This window comes from Brevirhabdus sp. (assembly GCF_052826345.1).
On record NZ_JBRBUA010000077.1, the window covers coordinates 1 to 4,177 of the forward strand.

General features: G+C 64.3%; 5 protein-coding genes. All 5 read right to left on the bottom strand.

The window, feature by feature from the left end; translation table 11 throughout:
* The coding region (gene trpB, locus ACU0BR_RS09530; protein WP_446156605.1) for a tryptophan synthase subunit beta at nucleotides 1-1,001 on the bottom strand (1,001 nt) is incomplete at its 3' end.
* A gap of 1 nt (nucleotide 1,002) precedes the next feature.
* Entirely contained in the window at nucleotides 1,003-1,650 is a 648-nt protein-coding gene (locus ACU0BR_RS09535; RefSeq protein ID WP_446156606.1) for a phosphoribosylanthranilate isomerase, read from the bottom strand.
* A gap of 9 nt (nucleotides 1,651-1,659) precedes the next feature.
* Nucleotides 1,660-2,016 (bottom strand): lipopolysaccharide assembly protein LapA domain-containing protein, encoded by a 357-nt coding sequence (locus ACU0BR_RS09540; RefSeq protein ID WP_446156607.1) that lies wholly within the window; start codon nucleotides 2,014-2,016, stop codon nucleotides 1,660-1,662.
* 9 nt (nucleotides 2,017-2,025) lie between these two features.
* A complete protein-coding gene (ihfB, locus tag ACU0BR_RS09545) occupies nucleotides 2,026-2,313 on the bottom strand; it encodes an integration host factor subunit beta (RefSeq protein ID WP_446156608.1) in 288 nt (95 codons plus the stop codon).
* 280 nt (nucleotides 2,314-2,593) lie between these two features.
* Nucleotides 2,594-4,177, bottom strand: a 1,584-nt coding sequence (gene rpsA, locus ACU0BR_RS09550) for a 30S ribosomal protein S1 (RefSeq protein ID WP_446156609.1), incomplete at its 5' end; no start/stop codon positions are given.

Below are 4,177 nucleotides of genomic sequence, written 5' to 3' on the forward strand. Positions count from 1 at the left end.
GCGCGCCCGATGTCGTGCAGCCAGGCGTGTTCCGGGCCGATGCCGGGATAGTCGAGCCCGGCGGAAATCGAAAAACCTTCCAGGATCTGCCCGTCGTCGTCTTGCAGCAGATAGGTCCGGTTGCCGTGCAGAACGCCGGGGCGGCCGCCGGTCAGACTGGCGCAATGTTCCATCTTTTCGTTGACGCCCTTGCCGCCGGCCTCGACCCCGATGATGCGCACGCCCGCATCGTCGAGGAACGGGTAGAACAGCCCCATCGCATTGGACCCGCCGCCGATGGCCGCGATCACAGTGTCGGGCAGACGGCCTTCCTGCCGTTGCATCTGGGCCTTGGCCTCCTTGCCGATGATGGCCTGGAAATCGCGCACCATGGCCGGATAGGGGTGCGGCCCCGCCACCGTTCCGATGCAGTAGAAGGTGTCGCGCACATTGGTCACCCAGTCGCGCATCGCGTCGTTCATCGCATCCTTCAGCGTGCCCCGGCCCGAGGTCACCGGCACCACCTGCGCGCCCAGCAGACGCATGCGGAACACGTTGGGCATCTGCCGCTCGACGTCATGGGCCCCCATGTAGACCACGCATTTCAGGCCGAACTTGGCGCAGACGGTCGCTGTGGCGACGCCGTGCTGCCCCGCGCCGGTTTCCGCGATGATACGGGTCTTGCCCATGCGGCGCGCCAGCAGGATCTGGCCCAGCACGTTGTTGATCTTATGCGCGCCGGTGTGGTTCAGCTCATCGCGCTTCAGATAGATCTTCGCGCCGCCCAGATGCCGGCTCAGCCGCTCTGCGTGGTAAAGCGGCGAAGGCCTGCCGACGTAATGTTCCCACAGATCGTCCATCTGCGCCCAGAAACCGGCGTCGGTCTTGGCGCGCTCGTACTCGGCGTCCAGTTGCAGGATCAGCGGCATCAGCGTTTCGGAGACGAAACGCCCGCCGAAATCACCGAAGCGGCCCGCCTCGTCGGGGCCGTTCATGTAGCTGTTCACGATATCTTCCGGCATGTCACTCTCCCTGAGTGGCGGCAATGAAGGCCGCGATCCTGTCTTTGTCCTTTTGCCCCGGCGCGGATTCGACACCGGATGATACATCAACCTGCCGCGCGCCGGTGATCTCGATCGCCCGTGCGACGTTTTCGCGCGAAAGCCCGCCCGCCAGCATCCACGGCACGGGCCAGCGCCGGCCGGACAGCAGCGACCAGTCGAATTGCGCGCCGTTTCCGCCCGGCAGGGCCGCCCCCTTCGGCGGCTTGGCGTCGATCAGCAACTGGTCGGCCACCTGGGCATAGGTCGCGATGGCGGCCAGATCCGACCGGCTCGCCACGCCTATCGCCTTCATCACCGGCAGGCCATAGCGCGCGCGGATCTCGGCCACGCGGCCGGGCGTCTCGCGACCATGCATTTGCAACATATCCAGAGGGACGGTTTCCGCCAGCCGGTCCAGCAGGGCGTCATCCGCATCGACCGTCAGCGCGACCTTCGCCACGCCCGCGGGCACCCGCAGCGCGAGCGTACGCGCCTCCCGCGGCGACACGTGCCGCGGCGAACGGTCGAAAAAGACGAAGCCGACATAGGCCGCCCCCGCCCCGCAGGCGGCATCGATGTCGGCCTCCCGGGTCAGACCACAGATTTTCGTGCGGACAGGCTGGTGCATCCCCGCCCTTTAACGCGCGTGCTCGGCGTCCTCAAGCAGGGCGAGCACATCGTCTTCGCCTTCCGCCTTGGTGCGGCGGGCCTGAAGCCTGCGCTCGAGATGGACAACCTCTTTCTGCCGGTGCCGGGCCACGGCGCGGTGCTTGTGCTCGCGCAGCCATTCCCAAATGAAACCGATGATCAGCCCCACCACCACGCCGCCCAGGATCACCAGGAACAACGGCAGGTTCACGGAGGCGTTCAGACCGAACAGATCGGCGAATTCAGCGGGCAGAAGCCGCAGCGTCACCATGTCCCGGTTCGCCAGCGCCACGACAAGAAGCGCGATGCCGATGGCGGCCAGGATGACGATCTTGATTAATCTCATTGTTCTTTTTCAGCTTTCTCTGCCATTCAGCCTGTCGCGCAAAAGCTTGCCCGTCTTGAAAAACGGCACGCATTTCTCTTCGACCTCAACGCTTTCGCCGGTGCGCGGGTTCCGACCGATGCGCGCGTCCCGCTTCTTGACCGAAAAGGCGCCGAAACCGCGCAATTCGACGCGATCCCCCTGCGCCATCGCATTGATGATCTCCTCGAACAGAGTGTTTACAATGCGTTCCACGTCGCGCTGGTAGAGATGTGGATTCTCATCCGCTATTTTCTGGATAAGCTCCGAACGGATCATGGCATCCTCCAGGCTGGCCTTCGATCATGTGACAGGTTTTTCACCTATCTCCTAGGACTGTAGGGCAAAATCCGCAAATTTGAAATTCAAAACGAACCGCTTTTTCACGCAATTGCGGCAGGTTCCGGCCAAGCCGGTCGCGCTCCGGCGCAATCTGTCGCCCATCGCGCAGGGCACGCGGGCCGCGGCGGCCGGAACGACGGTCCGATTCGCAGAATGAAAAACGGCCCCGCAATGCAGCGGGGCCGTCTTCGGATCGTGACGGAAGCAAGCCCTGGGCTTACTCGTTGTTGCCTTTCAGCGCGGCGCCCAGGATGTCGCCCAGCGATGCGCCCGCGTCAGAGGAGCCATACTGCTGCACGGCCTCTTTCTCTTCGGCGATCTCGCGCGCCTTGATCGACAGACCCAGACGACGGGTCTTGGCGTCGACATTGGTGACGCGCACGTCGATCTTGTCGCCCACGCCGAAACGCTCGGGGCGCTGTTCGGCACGGTCGCGCGACAGGTCGGAGCGGCGGATGAAGGATTTCGCGCCTTCATATTCCACTTCGACTCCGCCATCTTCGATCGCGGTGACTTCGACCGTGATGATCGAGCCGCGCTTCACGCCCTCGACCGCCCCGGTGAAGCTGTTGTCCAGCGCCTTGACCGACAGCGAAATACGCTCCTTCTCGACATCGACCTCGGTGACGACGGCCTTGACCACGTCGCCCTTGCGATAGTCGCCGATCACGTCCTCGCCGCGACCTTCCCAGGTCAGGTCGCTGAGGTGCACCATACCGTCGATGTCGTTGTCCAGACCGATGAACAGACCGAATTCGGTGATGTTCTTGACCTCGCCCTCGACCTCGGTGCCGACGGGGTGCGTCTCCGCGAAGACTTCCCACGGGTTGCGCATGGTCTGCTTGAGACCCAGCGACACGCGGCGCTTGGCGGTGTCAATCTCCAGCACCATGACTTCGACCTCTTGCGAGGTGGAAACGATCTTGCCGGGGTGCACGTTCTTCTTGGTCCAGGACATCTCGCTGACGTGGACCAGGCCTTCGACGCCCGGCTCCAGCTCGACGAACGCGCCGTAGTCGGTGATGTTGGTCACGCGGCCGGTGTGCACGGAACCCAGCGGGAACTTCGCCTCGACGGCGTTCCACGGATCGTCCTGAAGCTGCTTCATGCCCAGGCTGATGCGGTGGGTTTCCTTGTTGATCTTGATGACCTGAACCTTGACGGTTTCGCCGATCGACAGGATCTCGTTGGGATGGTTGACGCGGCGCCAGGCCATGTCGGTGACGTGCAGCAGGCCGTCAACACCGCCCAGGTCGACGAAGGCGCCGTATTCGGTGATGTTCTTGACGACACCGTCGACGGCGTCACCCTCGGTCAGCTTGGCGATGACCTCGGCGCGCTGTTCGGCACGGCTTTCTTCCAGGATGGCGCGGCGCGACACGACGATGTTGCCGCGGCGGCGATCCATTTTCAGGATCTGGAACGGCTGCTTCAGACCCATCAGCGGGCCGGCATCGCGCACGGGGCGCACATCGACCTGAGAGCCGGGCAGGAACGCGACCGCGCCGCCCAGATCGACGGTGAAGCCACCCTTGACGCGGCCGAAGATCGCGCCTTCGACGCGGGCATCGTCGGCGTAGGCCTTCTCCAGCTTGTCCCAGGCTTCCTCGCGGCGGGCCTTGTCGCGGCTGATCGACGCTTCGCCGCGGGCGTTCTCGACGCGGTCGAGGAACACCTCGACCTCATCGCCGACTTCGAGCTCGGGCGCCTCGCCGGGGTTTGCGAATTCTTTGAGATCGACGCGGCCTTCCATCTTGTAGCCGACGTCGATGATGGCCTGGCCCGCCTCGATGGCGATGAC

Bases quoted from the DNA above. Each gene is read 5' to 3' on its own strand.
- ACU0BR_RS09535 (WP_446156606.1), bottom strand. From the start codon at position 1,650: ATGCACCAGCCTGTCCGCACGAAAATCTGTGGTCTGACCCGGGAGGCC.
- ACU0BR_RS09540 (WP_446156607.1), bottom strand. From the start codon at position 2,016: ATGAGATTAATCAAGATCGTCATCCTGGCCGCCATCGGCATCGCGCTT.
- ihfB (WP_446156608.1), bottom strand. From the start codon at position 2,313: ATGATCCGTTCGGAGCTTATCCAGAAAATAGCGGATGAGAATCCACAT.